At 43.1% G+C, this 19715-nt stretch carries 12 protein-coding genes; 6 read left to right on the forward strand and 6 right to left on the reverse strand.

Annotation, left to right across the window (positions count from 1 at the left end; genetic code table 11):
- Nucleotides 1-6 precede the first annotated feature (6 nt).
- Both scpA and BN8908_RS16405 read left to right on the forward strand, forming a co-directional pair.
- Nucleotides 7-2163 (forward strand): methylmalonyl-CoA mutase, encoded by a 2157-nt coding sequence (gene scpA, locus BN8908_RS16400; RefSeq protein ID WP_021989112.1) that lies wholly within the window; start codon nucleotides 7-9, stop codon nucleotides 2161-2163.
- A gap of 116 nt (nucleotides 2164-2279) precedes the next feature.
- Entirely contained in the window at nucleotides 2280-5075 is a 2796-nt protein-coding gene (locus BN8908_RS16405) for a sensor histidine kinase (protein ID WP_235837455.1), read from the forward strand.
- A 52-nt stretch (nucleotides 5076-5127) separates the two neighbouring features.
- On the opposite strand, the gene BN8908_RS16410 is transcribed toward BN8908_RS16405, so the two are convergent.
- From BN8908_RS16410 to BN8908_RS16420, 3 genes are all read right to left on the reverse strand, one after another.
- Nucleotides 5128-5847 (reverse strand): pirin family protein, encoded by a 720-nt coding sequence (locus BN8908_RS16410; protein ID WP_068691709.1) that lies wholly within the window; start codon nucleotides 5845-5847, stop codon nucleotides 5128-5130.
- Nucleotides 5848-6075: 228 nt separating this feature from the next.
- Nucleotides 6076-7404: an MFS transporter gene (locus BN8908_RS16415; protein WP_021989109.1), complete on the reverse strand. Its 1329-nt coding sequence runs from the start codon at nucleotides 7402-7404 to the stop codon at nucleotides 6076-6078.
- 78 nt (nucleotides 7405-7482) lie between these two features.
- Complete coding sequence (locus BN8908_RS16420) at nucleotides 7483-8118, reverse strand: lactate utilization protein (RefSeq protein ID WP_068691711.1); 636 nt, start codon at nucleotides 8116-8118, stop codon at nucleotides 7483-7485.
- Between the two features lie 144 nt (nucleotides 8119-8262).
- On the opposite strand from BN8908_RS16420, the gene BN8908_RS16425 reads away from it, so the two are divergent.
- On the forward strand, nucleotides 8263-9942 hold the full coding sequence (locus BN8908_RS16425; RefSeq protein WP_021989107.1) for a SulP family inorganic anion transporter: 1680 nt from the start codon (nucleotides 8263-8265) through the stop codon (nucleotides 9940-9942).
- A 93-nt stretch (nucleotides 9943-10035) separates the two neighbouring features.
- Complete coding sequence (locus BN8908_RS16430; RefSeq protein WP_021989106.1) at nucleotides 10036-11181, forward strand: OprO/OprP family phosphate-selective porin; 1146 nt, start codon at nucleotides 10036-10038, stop codon at nucleotides 11179-11181.
- Here BN8908_RS16430 and BN8908_RS16435 read toward each other — a convergent pair.
- From BN8908_RS16435 to tatA, 3 genes are all read right to left on the reverse strand, one after another.
- Nucleotides 11171-13285, reverse strand: a complete 2115-nt coding sequence (locus BN8908_RS16435; RefSeq protein ID WP_068691713.1) for a type IA DNA topoisomerase — start codon at nucleotides 13283-13285, stop codon at nucleotides 11171-11173. The two genes, BN8908_RS16430 and BN8908_RS16435, sit on opposite strands and share 11 nt — an antisense overlap.
- Before the next feature lie 413 nt (nucleotides 13286-13698).
- Nucleotides 13699-14499 carry a twin-arginine translocase subunit TatC gene (gene tatC / locus BN8908_RS16440; protein ID WP_068691715.1) on the reverse strand — a complete coding sequence of 267 codons (801 nt, stop codon included), beginning with the start codon at nucleotides 14497-14499 and terminating at the stop codon, nucleotides 13699-13701.
- An 18-nt stretch (nucleotides 14500-14517) separates the two neighbouring features.
- Nucleotides 14518-14700 (reverse strand): twin-arginine translocase TatA/TatE family subunit, encoded by a 183-nt coding sequence (gene tatA / locus BN8908_RS16445; protein WP_068692403.1) that lies wholly within the window; start codon nucleotides 14698-14700, stop codon nucleotides 14518-14520.
- 145 nt (nucleotides 14701-14845) lie between these two features.
- Here tatA and BN8908_RS16450 point away from each other — a divergent pair, with 145 nt between their 5' ends.
- A complete protein-coding gene (locus BN8908_RS16450; RefSeq protein WP_021989102.1) occupies nucleotides 14846-16264 on the forward strand; it encodes an amidophosphoribosyltransferase in 1419 nt (472 codons plus the stop codon).
- A gap of 327 nt (nucleotides 16265-16591) precedes the next feature.
- Nucleotides 16592-19678 (forward strand): beta-galactosidase, LacZ type, encoded by a 3087-nt coding sequence (gene lacZ / locus BN8908_RS16455; RefSeq protein WP_021989101.1) that lies wholly within the window; start codon nucleotides 16592-16594, stop codon nucleotides 19676-19678.
- Nucleotides 19679-19715: the final 37 nt, after the last annotated feature.

Raw genomic sequence — 19715 nt, forward strand, 5'->3', positions numbered from 1 at the left:
AAAACGATGAAACCGAATTTTAAAGATATAAATATTAAAGCGACCGAAAAGGCTACCGCCAATGCTGCGGAATGGGAAAAAGCCAACCATATCGCTAAAAACTGGACGACACCGGAATTGATACCGGTGAAACCGGTATATACTGCAGAAGATTTGAAGGGAATGGAGCATCTGGATTATGTATCCGGTATTCCTCCTTATCTGCGTGGACCGTATTCAGCTATGTATCCGCTGAAACCCTGGACAATTCGTCAGTATGCCGGATTCTCTACGGCAGAAGAATCCAATGCTTTCTATCGTCGTAATCTGGCTGCCGGTCAGAAGGGATTGTCTGTGGCATTCGACTTAGCTACACACCGTGGCTATGACTCCGATCACCCGCGTGTAATCGGGGATGTCGGTAAGGCCGGGGTTGCTGTCGATTCGATCATGGATATGAAAATTTTGTTCGACCAGATACCGTTGGATAAAATGTCTGTATCTATGACAATGAACGGTGCTGTGCTGCCCGTATTGGCATTTTACATTGTTGCCGGACTGGAGCAGGGAGCTACGCTGGATCAGTTGTCCGGTACGATCCAGAATGATATTTTGAAAGAATTTATGGTGCGTAATACTTATATTTATCCGCCTAAATTTTCGATGAAAATTATTGCCGATATTTTCGAGTATACGTCCAAAAATATGCCGAAATTCAACTCAATTTCAATCTCCGGTTACCATATGCAGGAAGCAGGTGCTACTGCCGACATTGAATTGGCTTATACTTTGGCAGACGGATTGGAATATTTGCGTGCCGGAGTAAATGCCGGAATGGACATCGATGCTTTTGCTCCGCGTTTGTCATTTTTCTGGGCTATCGGTATGAACCATTTTATGGAGATTGCCAAAATGCGTGCCGGTCGTTTATTGTGGGCTAAGATTGTCAAACAATTCAATCCGAAGAACCCGAAATCATTGGCTCTGCGTACCCACTCACAAACTTCAGGCTGGTCGTTAACAGAACAAGATCCGTTCAATAACGTAGGACGTACCTGTATCGAGGCTATGGGAGCTGCTTTGGGACATACCCAATCCCTGCATACCAATGCTTTGGATGAGGCGATAGCTTTGCCGACTGATTTTTCGGCACGTATTGCCCGTAATACCCAGATTTATATTCAGGAAGAATCTACCATTTGTAAGGCTGTTGATCCGTGGGCCGGTTCTTATTATGTGGAAAGCCTGACTCAGGAGTTGGTAGAGAAAGCCTGGGCACATATCGAGGAAGTTGAAAAACTGGGAGGTATGGCAAAAGCGATCGAATCCGGAATTCCGAAATTACGTATCGAGGAAGCTGCTGCCCGTACGCAAGCCCGCATCGATAGCGGTGAGCAGACGATTGTCGGAACGAATAAATACCGTTTGGATAAAGAGGACCCGATTGATATTCTGGAGATCGACAATACTGCCGTACGTGAGGCACAGATTGCCCGTTTGAAAGAATTGAAGGCTAACCGGAATCAGGCTGAGGTAGAAGCTGCTCTGGAGGCTATTACCAAATGTGTGGAAACGGGTAAAGGTAATTTGCTCGAATTGGCAGTAGATGCAGCTAAGAAGCGTGCTTCTTTGGGTGAAATTTCTTATGCATGTGAAAAAGTTGTCGGACGTTATAAAGCAGTAATCAGAACCGTGAGCGGAGTATATTCAAGTGTTGCCAACGAAGATGATGACTTCAGAAAGGCGAAAGAATTGACTGATGAGTTTGCAGAATTGACGGGACGTCGTCCGCGTATCATGATTGCAAAAATGGGTCAGGACGGTCATGACCGCGGTGCTAAAGTTGTAGCTACCGGTTATGCCGATATGGGATTTGACGTAGATATGGGACCGTTGTTCCAGACTCCGGAAGAAACTGCCAAACAAGCTGTCGAAAATGACGTGCATGTCATCGGTGTTTCTTCTTTGGCTGCCGGACACAAGACGCTGGTACCCGCTGTTATTGCAGAATTGAAAAAACTGGGACGTGAAGACATTCTGGTATATGTCGGAGGTGTTATCCCTCACCAGGATTATCAATTCTTGTTTGATGCCGGCGCTATTGCCGTTTTCGGACCCGGTACGAAAGTATCCAAGAGTGCTATTCAGGTTATGGATATCCTTCTTGAGTTGGCAAAGAAATAATAAGGTTGCCGATTTATCAATATGAACAGTTGCCCGTTATCCGGGCAACTGTTTTTTTTGTTATATTGTTTCGGTTGTTGTAAAAAACTATCTTTGTTCAAAGAAATAGCTAAATAATGTCGAGAGAATTAATGGATGAAACAATACGTCTCCGGAAAATCGTTTCATTGGCCGGAATTAGTTGGTGTGAATTTGAGTTGGAAAAGAATGTATGGTTGTTTTCTAAGGAGCTGGTTGCTTTGTTGGGACTGTCCGGGGAATGGCTTCCTTCCTCCGGCTTTATTGAAAAGGTCAGGGAAGATTATCAGGAACAGGTTTCCCAGGAATTCGGTTTTCTTTTATGCGGAGCTGTATTGGATGTGAAATTTCCTGTAAAAACGCCTTCCGGAAATGTATGGTTGCATTTATACCTTGACAGTTGTGCCGGTAAACAGGAAAATCAGAAGAGCGTACTCGGCTATATACAGAGAATCGAATCGCTTGAAAAGGGTGGGCCGGCAGGTATGGAATCTGAGCGTATAAATAATTTGCTGTATCAGCAAAATGCGATTTCCCGCTATTTGCTCGATTTTTTACGAAACGGGGAGATCGATGAAGTCATTAATTCGACTCTTGCAGCTATATTGAAGCAATTTCAAGGGGGACGGGCGTATATTTTCGAGTATGACAACGCCAGGCATATCCAGCGGAATACATATGAGGTCGTTAATGGTAACGTAGCGCCTCAGATGCATTTGCTACAGAATTTGAGTACGGATATGACACCGTGGTGGAATCGCCAGATGGCAGAACTGCGGCCTATTGTACTTAATACGATGGCTGATTTCCCGCCGGAGGTAACAGAGGAGGAAATACGCATTTTAGTCGATCAGGGGATTAATTCTTTGATGGTCGTCCCTTTGGTCAGCGGAGAGCAAACCTGGGGATACATCGGTATAGATGTCGTTACCGGATCCCGTCAATGGAGCCGGCAGGATTATCATTGGTTTACTTCTTTGGCCAATATCATTTCTATTTGTATCGAGCTTCGTAAAGCCAAGGATAACGCTATCTATGAACGGCGTTTCCTGCACAATCTGTATACCCATATTCCGATGGGATATCTTCGGATAAGTTTTGTAAAAGATAAGGAGAATGACACGTTCGATTGTCGTTTGACGGATGTTAACGAATTGGGGGCTAAGTTTACAGGTAAACCGTTGCAGGATTATATCGGGCGGCAGGTTTCGACCCTCGAACTGGGAGATGGAATAAATACGGAGATGTTGGTACAACTTTGTAAGGAAAATAAACACAGGGAAATCGATTTGTATTATCCGGCTTCCGGAAAGTATTGCCATGGTATTCTTTATTCTCCGGAAATGGGCGAAGTGGTTATGTTGTTGCTGGATATTACGGCAGCTATCGAGGCAGATAAGGTTATCGAGCGTAGTCAGCGGATGTTTAAAAATATTTTCGACAGTTGTCCGATAGGAATCGAGATATATGATAAGGATGGCTGTCTGATTGATTTGAATCATAAGGATCTGGAAATATTCGGTGTTTCCCGGGAATCTGCACTCGGTTTGAATTTTTTTGCCAATCCGAATGTCCCGGTCAGTATAAAAAAACAGGTACGTAATAATGAACCGGTCGATTTCCGGCTCTCTTATTCTTTTAAGAATGTGGAAGGAGAAAGGTATTATTCCAGTGTCCGCAAAGGTAAAATCGATTTGTATTCAAAGATTAGTCCTTTGTATGATGCACAGGGTAATTTTATCCATTATCTTCTGATTAATATCGATAATACGAAAGAGCACGATGCTATTACCCGCATTCATGATTTTGAAAATTATTTTCTTCTGATTTCGGATTATGCCAAAATAGGTTATGTCAAAGTCAATCTGATTACGAAAAAAGGGTACGCTATTCAACAGTGGTATAAGAATATAGGAGAAGAATCTGACAAAGAGTTGAAGGATATTCTTTCTAATTATGCCTACATTCATCCGGATGACCGGAAATATATTTTTCAATTTTATGAAAATGCCATTGCCGGAAAACAGAAAAGCTATAAGGCTGAAATTCGTGTACGTAAACCCGGAACTGCAGACGGGTGGCGTTGGCTTCGGGTGAATACGATGGTAACGGTATACCGGCCGAAAGAAGGGGAGGTGGAGATTGTCGGCGTGAATTACGATGTGACGGAGCAAAAAGAGACGGAGTTAAAGTTAATTGAAGCGAAAAATAAGGCTGAAACGATGGATCGGTTGAAGTCTGCATTTCTTGCTAATATGAGTCATGAAATCCGGACTCCGTTGAATGCTATTGTCGGGTTTTCCAGTTTATTGTTGGAAACGGAAGATGTGGAAGAACGTAAGCAATACGTGAGTATTGTTCAAAAGAATAACGAGTGTTTGTTGCAGTTGATTTCAGATGTTCTGGATTTGTCGAAAATAGAATCCGGAAGTGTCGATATTAATTATACGGATGTAAATATATATGAAGTTTGTCAGGATATCCGGCAATCTTTGAGTATGAAGGTCGGTAAGGAGGTAGAATTTACCTTTGATTCGGATTTACCGGAATACCATATATTTTCCGATGCATATCGGATTCGTCAGGTAATCGGTAATTTTGTAACGAATGCCATCAAATTTACTTCTGAAGGCTTCATTAAAATCGGTTATGAGTTGCTGGAAGATAAGGAGCTACTGGTTTATGTACAGGATTCCGGTATTGGGATCCCCCGGGAAAAGCTTGACGATATATTCGAACGTTTCGTTAAGCTGGATGACTTCGTACAGGGAACCGGCTTGGGCTTGTCGATTTGCCGGAGTATTATCGAGCGTCTTCATGGAAAGATCGGGGTCGAATCGGAAGAGGGGAAAGGCTCTCGTTTCTGGTTTACACTCCCTTATATTTTAAATTAGATGTTGCGGGTTGAGATAAGTACGGAGTTCAGAAAACTGAACTCCGTGTTTTTTACTCTACTGCAGGGACTTCAATAAAGAGGACTTTAGCGTCTTCTTTGATTTTGATGCCGAAGGTTTGCGTATCGTAAATACCTTGTCCGTCACGACGTTGTAGTTCTTGTCCTTCGACGACGACAGTACCTTCGATGACGAAGATATAGACTCCGAAGCTGTGGGGCGACCGGAAATGATAAATGTGGTCGCTGTCTTTCGTCAGCTCGCCGATGGAGAACCAGGCTTGTTGGTAAATCCATAATCCCCGGTCAGTGCCGGGGTAAGGAGATACGATGGTTGTGATTTCGTTGCGGCGAATGAGATTACTGATACGGGCGGTTTCGTAACGTGGGGTGACGTTCATCCGGTCCGGAATAACCCAGATTTGTAAGAAATCGGTTTTTTTGTCTGCACTCGCGTTGTGCTCACTGTGTACGACACCCGTGCCGGCACTCATAACCTGTATTTCACCCTGGTGAAGTACGGTTTCATTTCCCATATTGTCCCCGTGCTTTAATGCTCCGCTTAAAGGTATGGATACGATTTCCATGTTTTTATGAGGATGGAAGTCGAAGCCTGTGCCCGGATCGATGGAATCATCGTTTAATACGCGTAGTGCTCCGAAGTTGATGCGTTGGGGATTATAATAGTCTGCAAAACTGAATGTGTGTGATGTACGTAGCCAACCGTGATCGAAATGTCCGCGTGTATTGGCTTTGTGTAATACTGTTTTCATTGTTACTGTTTTATTGGTTGATGTCTTTAAAGTCCTTAAAGCTCATGGAAGCTTTAAGGATCGATTTTGATGTAGTTAAAGGTTTAGCCGCTGACTGGCATATGTATCAGAAGCTATAATGTCAACGATTAAACCTTCCATTCTGATCTGACATTGTAAATCGAGGTCGTTTTTGATCCCTTAGAGTATACGGTATTTTCCCTTTTGGGGTTTCTTGGGGAGATTTTTTTAAAATTTTTCGGACCGGTTGATTCCGACGGCAATCTCCTGAATGATACCTTTTTTTATGTATACGGGGCGGGCATGTTTCCGGACGAGCGGACGATAATGTTCAAAAATCATACTCGACAGTATGCAAAAAATTCCGGAGATAAGGATAATATTTTCCAAACCGGTGTATTTTTCAATGTAACCGAGTGCCATACTTCCGATGGGGGATATTCCGGTAAATGTCATGGCCAGATAACCCATGACACGGCCTCGTTTATCTTCGTCGGAAAGGGTTTGCAGAAGCGTATTGATGGAGGCGACAGTGAGAATGATGGAAAATCCGGCAGGTATACAGACAAGGGTGGCCAGCCAGGGTGTGGAAATAAAGGATAAGAAGGTAAGGGCGATGCCGAGTATAATGGCTGCCAGGGTGACGACCTTGCCCAGCCCTACGACGCTTTTCCGGGCAGCCAGAAATATGGCAGCACTGAAAGAGCCGATTCCGATACAGGAAAGTAATAGTCCTAACATCTGACTGTCTCCTGAAAGAATGTCTTTTACGTATGCCGGGATAAAGGTGACCAAGGGGAGTCCGAAAAAGCTGATTGCCGTCATCATCAGGAGTAAGGTACGGATAGGAATATTACTGGTCACATAATGGAAGCCTTCTTTTAAATCTGTGGAAATGGCTGATTTTAGCTTCTTTTTTCCTTGTGGGGCCAGGTGCATAAAAAGTAAGGCTATGATAACTCCCAGATAGCTGATACCGTTTGCCAGGAAGCAAATACCTTCTCCCAAGAGATTGATGAGTACTCCTCCGATGGCCGGGCCGATAAGCCGGGACCCGTTAATAACAGCGGAGTTTAGAGCGATGGCATTTCCCAGATGATCCGGAGCAACCAGACTGGGATAAAAAGCCTGGCGGGTCGGATTATCAAGAGCATTAATCAAACCGATGAGCAGGCTCAAGACCATCAGATGCCATACCTCTGTTTGTCCGCTGAGGGTGAGTGCAGCCAATATCAGTGCCTGAAGGGCCGATAGGGATTGGGTGAATAAAAGTATATTCCGTCGGTTAAAGCGGTCGGTCAGAACGCTCATAAACGGTGTTGCCAGTAATATGGGAATTTGCGCCATGAACGTGATCGTAGCAAGCAGGAATACAGAGCCGGTTAGTTTGTAAACCAGCCAGCTCATAGCGATTTGTTGCATCCAGGTACCGATCAGGGAAACACACATGCCGTAAAAGTACAATCTGAAGTTCCGGGTTTTTAAGGATACCCAGATTTGTGATAAGGCTGTGCGGTTATCGGGTAATAACTCTTTCCAATTCCCTTTGATTTTCATGTTATAATGTAATCTGTAAGATGGAGATGGTTTTTGACCGTTCCGGTTTTACAATAATTGGGGGGATTTGATTTTCGGTTAAATGCCCAGTTCTTCGTCAATCAATATAATTTTTATTCTTCCGGCCGGCCACGATTTTTCAGTGATGGTCCAGGTATTGCATATCCGGTGAGGGCTACGGCAATCCATACACGTTCCGGTTTTCCGGCAGGGAGTATTAAAGCCTTCATGACGGAGTATATTCTGTGGTGCGGCCCAGGTCCGGATTCTTTGCATGGCGGATTCCAGATCGGGAACGATTTTGTTAATCCCGATGAAAAGTACGACATTTTTCGGCCCGAAGGTAATGCCTGCTACACGGTTTCCGATCATATCGAGATTTACAAGCTGGCCTTTCTGAGTCAGGGCATTGGTGCCGGCAAGAAATAAATCGGCTTGCAAAGCCTGACGGCGCTGATATATTTTTTGTGTCCTGCTCATGTGTTTTCCGAATGTATGGATTAAGGCAATTTCTGTATTTTTTTCAAGTTCTTCCAGAATATGACAGGCTTTCATGGTTTCGGAATCTCCCCAGCTAACCGTTGCCGGACATAATTTGCCGAAAATTTCAGAAAAGAAGATGTTCCGGGCGGCTTGTGTATTTTCTGCACGATAGACGTCAAAGTTATTGGTTTGTAGAGCTTTCAGGGTGTTTTCAATGATTTGTTTTTCCATAGGATAAATTTTTTACAAAGGTAACTAACACATCGGAAAGGGAAAGAGAGCCCGGATAAATTTATGAGATTATGATTTTTTATATAATTTTGCCACTCATTTACTTATATCCCGGTATGGGATGCTTAGGATCAATTGTCTGATATGAAAAATAAATTTGATTTTCAGCCTGTATTCTTTCTGACATTGAAGAATTATTCAGGGAAAAAATTTTTCACCGACTTGATGGCCGGTATTATTGTAGGTATTGTGGCTTTACCGTTGGCTATTGCTTTTGGTATTGCTTCCGGGGTAAGTCCCGAGCAGGGATTGATAACGGCTATTATTGCCGGGTTTATCATTTCCTTTTTGGGAGGAAGTACGGTGCAGATCGGGGGACCTACAGGGGCTTTTATTGTCGTGGTATACGGTATTATCCAGCAATTCGGTTTTGAAGGATTGGCTATTGCTACCGTTCTGGCAGGTATTATGTTGTTGCTGATGGGGGCGTTGAAGTTAGGGACCGTGATCAAATTTATTCCCTATCCGATCATTGTCGGATTTACCAGCGGTATTGCTTTGACGATTTTTACGACACAGATAAAAGATTTATTCGGTTTGGAGATGACGGCTGTTCCGGCTGATTTTTTATCCAAGTGGGGAGCTTATTTTGAGTATGTGTCTACGATCAATATCGGGTCGATGGTGGTTGGTATCGGCAGTATTCTTTTGATTGTCCTGACACCGAAATTATCGAAAAAAGTGCCGGGCTCTCTGGTGGCTATTATTGTGATGACGGCTGCCGTTTATGTGTTGAAGAAATATGCGGGGATGACAGGAATAGAAACGATTGGGGATCGGTTTGAAATCAATGCGTCTTTACCTCAGCCGACGATGCTTTCTGTAAATATGGAAACGCTCCATTTGCTTTTTCCTGCAGCTTTTACGATTGCTATTTTAGGGGCTATCGAATCTTTATTATCGGCTACGGTAGCTGACGGTGTGACCGGGGACAAGCATAATTCGAATACGGAGTTGATAGCCCAGGGGGCTGCCAATCTGATTGTGCCCTTTTTCGGCGGTATCCCGGCAACCGGGGCTATTGCGCGGACGATGACGAATATTAACAACGGAGGGCGTACTCCGGTGGCCGGAATTATACATGCGGTCGTTTTGTTATTGATATTGTTGTTTTTAGGTCCTTTGACAAAGCATATTCCGATGGCTTGTCTGGCAGGGGTATTGGTTATTGTTTCCTATAATATGAGCGAATGGCGGACATTTCGTTCTTTACTTAAAAATTCAAAATCGGATGTAGCCGTTTTATTGACCACTTTCTTTTTGACCGTCATTTTTGACCTTACAATTGCTATCGAGGTCGGATTGTTGCTGGCGATGTTGCTGTTTATGAAACGGATGAGTGAAACGACGAAAGTGTCTGTCGTGAAAGATCGTCTTGACCTTTCTTCGGAAGGTGAAATATTGCATGAGGAAGAAAAGCTGAATTTGAAAAAGGGGGTGGAAGTTTATGAGATAGACGGACCGTTCTTTTTCGGAATCGCCAATAAGTTTGACGAGTGTATGAAGATATTGGGAGATAAGCCTAAAGTCCGGATTATCCGTATGCGTAAAGTACCCTTTATGGATACGACCGGATTGCATAATTTGGAAAGTTTGTATCGTTTGGCAGAAAAGGAAAAAATACGGATTGTCCTTTCAGGTGTGAATGAAGAAGTACATAAGGTACTTATGAAATCGGAATTGTCGGGTAAAATCGGAGAGGAAAATATTTGCAGCAATATCCAGGAAGCTGTGGAAAAAGCAAATGCGATGGTTGAAAAGTAACCGGAATTGTCGTTTATTCTGGATTTACGATTAAAATGCAGGGGCTGAAGCAGGAATAATTTATGAATATATCGGAAACCAATCGATAAGTGTATGAGTAAAAAAGTTTGTTTATTTTTTATCATTTGTTTTTTATTACCGTTGTCGGGGAAAACCCAGGGATTTGTAAAATCGGAGAAAGAAGATTTCGAATGGCGGGTGATCGGCCGGGCTTTATTTGACGGTGGGGCATTTTTCAGTGATTCGACGGAAATGGGAAACGGTGTGGTTATAAATGATTTGCGATTGGGGGTCGTGATGCGCTTTTTAACTAATTGGCAGGGACGGGTAGAAATCGGTTTTTCAGAAAGTAAAGTTTCTTTGAAAGATGTTTATGTTGCTTATCATCAGGGGGCTCATACCTTGAGAGCTGGACATTATTTTGAACTTTTCGGAATAGAGAACCGTGTTGCGACGACAACCTACCGTTTGATGAATATGTCGGTGACAAACAGTACTTTCGGTGACAGGCGGAAGATCGGTTTCAGCTATATGTATGATAAGCTTCGCTGGACGGTAGCCGGGGGAATTTTCAGCGATAGTGATGTCGATAATAATAAAGGTTTGAATGAGGGATATACGCTTGTCGGAAAATGGGTCGGACGTCCGGTTTTCGATGAAGATAAGTTGTTACATATCGGGTTGTCTGCCCGTTTTAGCGAACATGATAAAGCGGAAAGGCAGGAATTGATATACAAAGCCGGGGCGCCGACAAACGTATTGAAGAAAGATGAAAATCAGTTTCTTCGGGCCTCGGTAACGGATATGATAAATCAGTGGCGTTGGGGAACGGATGTGATATTACTTTATAAAGGAGCGTATTTGCAAAGCGAGTGTCTGGTGGCTCATGTAAATCGGGCTGGTGCCCCTGATTATACGGGTAAAGGAGGATATGTACAGGTCGGATACCTGTTGTTGGGCGACCGGAAATATACCTATAACCGGGCACAGGGATGGGTAGATAATCCGGCTGCTTCCAATCTCGAACTGCTGTTCAGGTATAATGTTACCAGTATGAATGACCGGAAGGCGGAAATAATGGGAGGAAAAGAGCAGGATATTACTTTAGGCGCTAATTATTTTATCAATAAATATGTGGCTGTCCGCCTGAATTATACTTATATGGTTACGGATAAATACGCTGTAAACGGGAAAGAGTCCGTTAATTTTATTCAAGGCCGTTTGCAATTCAGTTTTTAGGGCGTTCTACGTATAGCTGATAATTGGAGTCCAGTTTTAATATGCCGTTGAAACTGTTTCCGGCTTCGTCTTTAAAACCGTTGATTGTTCCCGTTTTGCCTTTTTGTATCAAGGTATCTATTTGTTTTTGCGTCAGCTTTTTTTCGTGTATGGACAGCGGGATTAAAAAATCACAGGATTTTCGGTAGAGGGTACATCCCCAAGCCGTTTTCCCTTTTACTACGCTGCCTTGTCCGCATTTGGGACAGATCAGTACGGGAGCGGGGGTTGCCGTAGAAGCTGTCCGTTTTTTCTTCTCTGTCGTTTTTTTCTTTTCTTCTTCTTCCGGAACTACGGTTATGGTTTTTGCGCTGGCATATTTCACCCGGTGGACGATTTCGTTTACCATGACTTTGAGTTCTTCCATAAAGCCATTGACTTCGTATTTACCGTCTTCAATCATCCGGAGTTTTTTCTCCCATTGCCCTGTCAGTTCGGCCGATTTCAATAAATCGTTTTGTATCGTATCGATCAGTTCTATACCTGTCGGCGTTGCCAGGAGGCGTTTTTTATCTTTACGGATATAGTGCCGTTTTTGTAATGTTTCAATAATGCCGGCCCGGGTAGACGGACGTCCGATGCCGTTTTCTTTCATCAAATCGCGCAATTCTTCGTCTTCGACTTGTTTGCCGGCAGTTTCCATTGCACGTAATAAATCCGCTTCCGTATAATATTTGGGCGGTTGGGTTTCTTTTTCCAGAATTTCGGGGGTATGCGGGCCGTGTTCTCCTTTTTCGTATACCGGGAGTACATTCTCGTCGTTCTGTTTATCTGTATTTACGCCGAAAACAACACGCCAGGCCGGATCGATGATTTGTTTCCCGGTAGCTTTGAATTCCTCTTCACCGATTTTTGCCATAACTGTTGTGTTGGCAATCTCACAATCGGGGTAAAAGGCTGCGATAAAACGCCGGGCGACGAGGTCATAGACTCTTTTTTCGTCCGGACTCATATCGTAACTGAATACGCCGGTCGGAATGATGGCGTGGTGGTCCGTAATTTTTTTATCGTTGAATACTTTAGACGATTTTTTGATTTTACCACCTGTTAAAATCGGTTGCACCAAGTTTTCGTAAGGCTTTAATCCTTTCAAAATACCCGGGACTTTTGCATATTGGTCATTGGGCAGGAAGTTTGTATCTACACGCGGATAGGTGGTCAGCTTTTTTTCGTAAAGCGATTGGATGATTTTCAGCGTATTGTCGGCTGTAAATGCATATTTCCGGTTGCATTCCACCTGCAGCAAGGTCAGGTCGAATAGTTTCGGAGGACTTTCCATCGCTTTTTTACGTTCGATGCTGAGAATTTCCAATTCTTGTGTCTGGATTTTTTCCAGTAAAGCTTCGGCTTCGGCTTTTGTATTAAAGCGGCCGCGGGTATAGGAAAATAAGCCTCCCCGGTAGTCGGTCCGGATTTCCCAATACGTTTCGGGCTTGAAATTTTCAATGTTTTTTTGTCTTTCGACGACAAGCGCGAGGGTCGGAGTCTGTACCCGCCCGATCGAAAGAACGTTTTTTCCGTTACCGTATTTTAAGGTATATGCCCGGGTTGCATTCATTCCGAGTAGCCAATCGCCGATTGCCCGTGCCGACCCTGCTGCATATAACGTATCGAAATCTTTTGACTCCATCAGCTTATCGAAGCCTTCCCGGATGGCTTCCTCTGTCAGTGACGATATCCACAGGCGTTTCACCGGGACGTTGCATTTGGCTTTTGTCAACACCCAGCGTTGAATCAATTCTCCTTCTTGGCCGGCATCTCCGCAGTTGATGACCATTTCGGCTTTTGAGACGAGTTCTTCTATGATGGCAAATTGCTTTTTGATGCCCTCGTCGTCGATAAGCTTGATCCGGAATTTAGAGGGGATCATGGGGAGAACACTCAGGTTCCATTGTTTCCATTTTTCTGTGTATTCGTTAGGCTCCTGCAAACTGCATAAATGTCCGAATGTCCAGGTAACACAATACCCGTTCCCTTCCATATACCCGTTCCGGCGAACGGTGGCTCCGATCACATGGGCAATTTCTTTCGCGACACTCGGCTTTTCTGCTATACACATTTTCATACTTCAAACTGATGCTGATGAGAAGACAAAGATACGAGAAAAACCGTTGAAAACCGTAAATTCAAAAACGAAACAGATTGTTCGGAAACGTATAAATTTATGATTTACGATTTATGATTTACGATTTTAGATTGAGCGCACAAGCCAACCCTAAAAAATTTTAGATTTACGATTTTAGATTTTAGATTAAACGCACAAGCCAGTCCTAAAGAAAATTTTAGATTTTAGATTTACGATTTTAGATTATACTTCTAAAAATTTTAGATTTACGATTTTAGATTTTAGATTATACTCACAAACCAACGCTAAAGAAAATTTTAGATTTACGATTTTAGATTAAAAGAATTTGATAACAGATCAGTTGTCAGGCAATTTACAATTTACAATCTATAATTTGTTATCGGCTTTGTCACTCAGGCCGTTTTATCTTTGGTGACTTTTTGTACCACCCAGATGCTTAGTTCATAAAGCATATACATCGGTATGCCTAAAAGGAAAAGACTGAAGAGGTCGGGAGGGGTAATAATTGCTGCAACAATCAATATGATGACGAGAGCATGCCGCCGGTATTTTTTCAGATGTTTGGGGGTGACAAGTCCGATTTTAGCGAAAAAGAAAGCCAAAACCGGAATTTCGAATACGGCACCCATAGCAATCGACAGTGTTGTAAATGTAGACATGTAAGATGACAGTGTAATTTTGTTGGCGACGATTTCGCTTACCTGGTAGGTCCCCAGAAACCGGAATGAAAGGGGGAACACTGCATAATAATTTAATAGAATGCCGCAGAAAAACAGGATGAATGCAACAATGAGCGTCAATGTTGAATATTTTCTCTCTTTTTCATATAATGCAGGCTTGACAAAGCTGAATAATTGATAAATAATATAGGGCGACGTGATGACCAGGCCGGCATAGAAGGCTGCACTTAAATGAACCAAGAACTGGGAAGATAGTTGTATATTAATTAATTCTACATGAAAATCTTCCGGACAGATGGACGGTATATGCAGTAGCTGGCCCAATTGGCATAAGGCCCTGTAGGTAATGAAGTCGGAGCGGTGGGGAGCCAGTATGATATCGAAAAGCAGTTGTTTGTTGACGAAAGCAATAACAGCAACTGATACAACGGCAATAGCAATACGAAAAATGACTTTTCTGAGTTCATCCAGATGATCCCAGAAAGTCATGTTCTGTTCTTTTTCCTCCTCCATCGGGTTTTCCACTGCTGATTATTTCTCTTTCTCGGTATTATTTTTGTTGTCATTTTTGTTTTCTTCATCGAGGCCGTTCATGCCATCTTTGAAACTTTTGACACCTTTGCCAAGCCCTTTCATCAATTCCGGAATCTTTTTACCACCAAAAAGTAATAATACCACCAGCACAATAACGACGAGTTGAGTCGTACCGATCATTAACACTGTATTCATAAATTTTTTTATTTTATACCCACAAATATAGTGGAAGATTTTAAAAAATAAAATGAAAAGACTGAATTAATGCTATTTTTATTGTATCGGATTTGTTGTATTTTTGCCGCGGATCATTAAAAAAGTATTTATGAGCGGATTTTTTGGCTGCGTGTCACGCAAAGAGTGTGTTGCCGATGTTTTCTATGGTACGGATTATCATTCTCATCTCGGTACTAAAAAAGCAGGTATGGCTTTTTATAACGGACAGGATTTTGTTCGTTCCATCCATAGTATAGAAAGTGCTTATTTCAGAAATAAGTTCGAACCGGAATTGGAAAGATTCAAGGATTCTTATTTGGGAATAGGGGTAATCAGTGATTTGGAATCCCAGCCGATAACCGTGACTTCGCATTTGGGACGTTTTTCGGTTGTGACGGTGGGGCGGATCGATAATATAGACGAGATTGCGGAAAAATTGCTGGCTGAAAAGATTCATTTTGCGGAGTTATCCGGATCGTCGATCAATCCGACTGAGGTGGTGAGCATATTGATTAATAAAGGGGAAACTTTTAAAGAAGGGATTGAGATCGTACATAATGCAGTCAAGGGGTCTTGTTCTTTTTTAATATTAACGGACAGTTGTATTTATGCTGCCCGGGATAAATTCGGACGTACACCGGTGATTATCGGTAAAAACGAATTCGGCTATGTTGTAGCCAGTGAAAGTTCTTCGTTTACCAACCTGGGGTATTCGATTGTGCGGGATCTGGGCCCCGGAGAGGCTGTCCGGATTTCGAAAGACGGCGTTACTCCGATCATCACTGCCGGTTGCCGGAAACAAATTTGTTCTTTTCTTTGGGTGTATTACGGTTATCCGTCGGCTTATTATGAGGGTATAAATGTGGAAGATGCCCGTTATCGTTGTGGGGCTGCAATGGCTATGAGGGATGAGCTGAAAGCGGATTTTGCTGCCGGAATCCCGGACTCGGGGGTCGGACATGCGATCGGTTATTCGAATGCCAAAGGAATTCCTTATAAAAGACCTTTTGTAAAGTATACTCCTACATGGCCGCGTAGTTTTATGCCTCAAAATCAGAGTATGCGTGATTTGGTAGCGAAGATGAAGCTTTTGCCGAATGAAGCCTTTACGCGGGGAGCCCGTATTGTCTTTCTGGATGATTCGATTGTCAGGGGGACACAATTGAAAGACAATGTAGTGAAGTTACGGGAGTGCGGGGTGAAAGAGGTACATATCCGTATTGCTTGTCCTCCGTTGATCTATCCGTGCTGTTTTCTGAATTTTTCGACATCGCGTTCAACATTCGATTTGTTTGCCCGCCGGGTGATACGTGATTTGGAAGGTACTTCCGAGTTGACGGAAGAAGTTTTGAAACCGTATTCCGACCCCGATTCAGATAAGTACAAGGAAATGGTAAAAGTGATGTGTCAGCATTTGCAGCTTGATTCGTTACAATTCCAGCGATTGGACGATTTGGTCCAGGCTATCGGCTTGCCTAAGGAGCAATTGTGTACGCATTGCTGGGACAATTCCAGCTATATGGAATAATTTTTGATTTACGATGCAGATAAATTTTCAGTTGCATGCGTGTTTTGCTGAATAATTGAATCCGGTTATTCGTAATGTATTGAAGGACCTGCAGTTGTTTTTGTTTTTAACAGTACTGCAGGTCCTTTTGTTTTTGATATTCTAACCTATTCTCTTAAATGTTATTTTTTTGTCTTTTTGAAATTGAAAATTAGCCCTTTTAAGGCTTTTTGCGGGCGAATCGTTCTTATTTCTGCTTTTTTAGAGCATAATTCTGCGTTTAAATTCATTTTATTTGTTATTTTTGAACACACTTTGTAAAATATTTTACACTAAAATAAATTGTCTATGAGAAAATTGTTTTTATCTGTATGTGTGCTTCTGTCAATGGCAACGTTTGCACGTCAGAAGGAATGGCTGGATCCGGAGGTGAATGCGATCAACCGGGCGGCGATGAGGGCGGCTTATTTTGCCTATCCTTCTGTTGAATCGGCGCAAGCAGGCATTAAAGAAAAAGCGTCCAATTTTATGTCTTTGAATGGCATGTGGAAATTTAATTGGGTGCAGAATGAAACGGAGAAGCCGGTTAATTTTTATCAGGTCGGTTTTGAGGATCAGTGTTGGGTCGATTTCCCGGTACCGGGTATATGGGAAGTGAACGGATACGGTGATCCTTTATATAAGAATGTGGGGTATGCCTGGTCGAATCAGTTTCGTAGCAATCCGCCGCTGGTGGAGTCTGCAAATAATCATGTCGGATCGTATCGCAAAACGATTGATTTACCTGCCGATTGGAAAGGCAGGCAAGTGTATCTGCATGTCGGTTCTGCGACTTCGAATCTGTATGTATGGGTGAACGGTAAATTTGTAGGGTATAGTGAGGATAGTAAAATGGCGGCAGAGTTTGATATCACTAAATATTTGCAGCCGGGAAAGAATCTGATTGCTATGCAGGTCTATCGTTGGTGTGACGGTAGTTATCTGGAAGATCAGGATTTTTGGCGTTTATCGGGAATCGGCAGGGACGTTTACCTGTACGCAAGGACTCCGGTGCATATCGAGGATATTTTTATTACGCCCGATTTGGATGCTGCTTATAAGGACGGAAAATTGGATGTTGTAGCCAATGTTACCCGTGGTGGCGGATCGGTAGAGTTGGAATTAAAGGACATGAATGGGGCGACGGTCGGTAAAAAAGAAGTACGTCCGGATGGTAAAGGTAATATCCGGACTTTTATTGAAGTAAGTAATCCGGCTAAATGGAGTGCCGAAGAACCGAATCTTTATACATTGACGTTTACTTTAAAAAATGCTGCCGGTAAGGTACTGGAGGTTATCCCTCAACGTGTCGGATTCCGGAAAATCGAGTTGAAAAAAGATTTGGGACAAATATGGGTGAACGGTAAACCGGTGTTGTTTAAAGGAGCAGACCGTCATGAAATGGATCCGTTGACAGGGTATTATGTAAGTCGTGAACGGATGATTCAGGATATTCAGGTTATGAAAGAGAATAATTTGAATGCAATCCGTACCTGTCATTATCCGGATGATCCGGAATGGTATAATCTGTGTGATGAGTACGGTATTTATCTGGTCTGTGAAGCCAATATCGAATCGCACGGAATGGGATACGGGGAAAGAACTCTGGCGAAAAATCCCGCTTATGCCAAAGCTCATCTGGAAAGAAATCAACGGATGGTGGAAGCTTTTAAAAATCATCCTTCCATTATTTTCTGGTCGCTGGGAAATGAAGCCGGAGACGGGCCTAATTTTGAAGCATGCTATAAATGGATCAAAGAAAGAGATGGGAGCCGTGCCGTACAGTATGAACAGGCTGGGAGCAAAGCCCACACCGATATTATGTGTCCGATGTACGATGATCTGAACTGGATGGAAAAATTTGCCAAAAGTGATGATCCGCGTCCTTTGATTCAATGCGAGTATGCTCATGCGATGGGAAATTCACAAGGGGGATTCAGAGAATATTGGGACCTGATCCGTAAATATCCGAAATTGCAGGGTGGTTTTATCTGGGATTATGTAGATCAGGGATTGCGCGGTTATTCCCGCGACGGTTCTATGATTTATACGTACGGTGGAGATTTTAACCTTTATGACGGCTCGGATAACAATTTCAACTGTAACGGTTTGATCAGTCCCGACCGTGTACCTAATCCCCATATGAATGAAGTTAAAAAGGTATACCAATCTATTTGGACGACTCCGGTTGATTTGCAAAAGGGCTTGGTGAATGTTTACAATGAAAATTTCTTTATTGATCTCTCTGATTATTACATGGAGTGGACGTTGCTGGCAGACGGAGAAGCAATTGAAAGCGGTGTTGTGGCTCAGTTGAACGTTGCGCCCTTAGCTACGGAACAGGTGGCTTTGGGATATCAATTGCCTCGTACCGAAAAGGAACTGTTGCTGAATGTGTCGTATAAATTGAAACGTGCCAAACAACTGTTGCAAGCAGGTTATGTTGTTGCTGAAGACCAACTGTCGGTTCAGCCTTATACCGGTTTTAATGCTTCTATTGCCGCATCCGATAAGGCTGTGAAGATATATGAAGATCTGGTACATGTTGTATTGACGACTGGCGAAACTCAGGTGACATTCGATAAACGTAACGGCTGGATTCGCGGACTTTCCATGAACGGATTGGAAATGCTGGAATACGGTTATAGTTTGCAGCCTAATTTCTGGCGTGCTCCGACAGATAACGATATGGGTGCGAATTTGCAAAATCGTTTCCGGAGCTGGAAAAATCCGGAAATGAAAGTCAAAGGTTTCAAAGCCGAACAGAACGGTACGAATGCTCTTGTTACCGTCGATTATGAAATGCCGGGAGTGTCTGCTGCCTTGAAGATGATTTATGAGATAAATTACGAGGGAGAGATTCGTATCTGTCAGGATATGAAGGTCGATAAGAGTAAAGAAAAAATGCCTCACCTTTTCCGTTTCGGTATGCAGGTGGTTATGCCGGGAGGCTTTGACCGTATTGATTACTACGGACGCGGACCGGTAGAAAATTACAGTGACCGGAATTTCAGTGAGAATATCGGCCGTTACCGGCAGTTGGTGAAAGATCAGTACTATCCGTATATACGTCCGCAGGAATCGGGCACCAAGACGGATATTCGCTGGTGGAAGTTGACAGATATCGACGGACGTGGATTGGAAATCCGTTCCGACGTGCCGTTCTCTGCTTCTGCATTACCCTATCTGCAGGATGATCTTGATGAGGGTACCCGTAAGCACCAACGTCATTCGGGTGATCTGAAAACGCGGGATTTGACAACCTTGTCGTTTGATCTGAAACAAATGGGACTGGGATGTATCAATAGCTGGGGCGCGTGGCCGCTGGAACCCTATTTATTGCCTTATGACGATTATACGTTTAATGTAGTGATTACGCCTGTCAGAAAACGATAAGCGGAACAGGTATATTTTCTCGCAGATTGCGCAGATT

Origin of the sequence: Culturomica massiliensis, from assembly GCF_900091655.1 — a bacterium.
Lineage (GTDB): Bacteria > Bacteroidota > Bacteroidia > Bacteroidales > Marinifilaceae > Culturomica > Culturomica massiliensis.

Coding starts and splice junctions, on each gene's coding strand:
- scpA (WP_021989112.1), top strand. CDS start 7: ATGAAACCGAATTTTAAAGATATAAATATTAAAGCGACCGAAAAGGCT.
- BN8908_RS16405 (WP_235837455.1), top strand. CDS start 2,280: ATGTCGAGAGAATTAATGGATGAAACAATACGTCTCCGGAAAATCGTT.
- BN8908_RS16410 (WP_068691709.1), bottom strand. CDS start 5,847: ATGAAAACAGTATTACACAAAGCCAATACACGCGGACATTTCGATCAC.
- BN8908_RS16415 (WP_021989109.1), bottom strand. CDS start 7,404: ATGAAAATCAAAGGGAATTGGAAAGAGTTATTACCCGATAACCGCACA.
- BN8908_RS16420 (WP_068691711.1), bottom strand. CDS start 8,118: ATGGAAAAACAAATCATTGAAAACACCCTGAAAGCTCTACAAACCAAT.
- BN8908_RS16425 (WP_021989107.1), top strand. CDS start 8,263: ATGAAAAATAAATTTGATTTTCAGCCTGTATTCTTTCTGACATTGAAG.
- BN8908_RS16430 (WP_021989106.1), top strand. CDS start 10,036: ATGAGTAAAAAAGTTTGTTTATTTTTTATCATTTGTTTTTTATTACCG.
- BN8908_RS16435 (WP_068691713.1), bottom strand. CDS start 13,285: ATGAAAATGTGTATAGCAGAAAAGCCGAGTGTCGCGAAAGAAATTGCC.
- tatC (WP_068691715.1), bottom strand. CDS start 14,499: ATGGAGGAGGAAAAAGAACAGAACATGACTTTCTGGGATCATCTGGAT.
- tatA (WP_068692403.1), bottom strand. CDS start 14,700: ATGATCGGTACGACTCAACTCGTCGTTATTGTGCTGGTGGTATTATTA.
- BN8908_RS16450 (WP_021989102.1), top strand. CDS start 14,846: ATGAGCGGATTTTTTGGCTGCGTGTCACGCAAAGAGTGTGTTGCCGAT.
- lacZ (WP_021989101.1), top strand. CDS start 16,592: ATGAGAAAATTGTTTTTATCTGTATGTGTGCTTCTGTCAATGGCAACG.